This window comes from Streptomyces sp. NPDC058955, from assembly GCF_042741435.1.
Taxonomy (GTDB): Bacteria; Actinomycetota; Actinomycetes; order Streptomycetales; family Streptomycetaceae; genus Streptomyces.
In genome coordinates this window covers 4,343-4,590 of the sequence record NZ_JBHYKM010000196.1, presented here as the reverse complement: position 1 = coordinate 4,590, position 248 = coordinate 4,343, and the positions used below count along the sequence as shown (strand labels likewise).

1 tRNA gene is annotated in these 248 nt (G+C 73.8%); it reads left to right on the top strand.

What is annotated here, in order from left to right:
- Positions 1–103 precede the first annotated feature (103 nt).
- Positions 104–179: transfer RNA gene (locus ACFW1I_RS37220), tRNA-Lys, on the top strand.
- Positions 180–248: the final 69 nt, after the last annotated feature.

The following is a 248-nucleotide window of genomic DNA, read 5'->3' as shown; positions in this document are numbered from 1 at the left end:
CCGCCCGGCCCCCCCCGCCCGGGGCGGCCCGCCACGGCGGTCGACGGATACCCGATCGGTTCCGGGGGCCTGTCGGGCTATGCTGCACGGAGTGCTCGCACACGGGCCGTTAGCTCAATTGGCAGAGCAGTGGACTTTTAATCCATTGGTTGTGGGTTCGAGTCCCACACGGCCTACCAGCACTTGAAGCGGGGCCGCCCCGCCCGACGCGCGCGGGGGGGGTGGGGGGGAGCGGGCGCCCGCCCGGG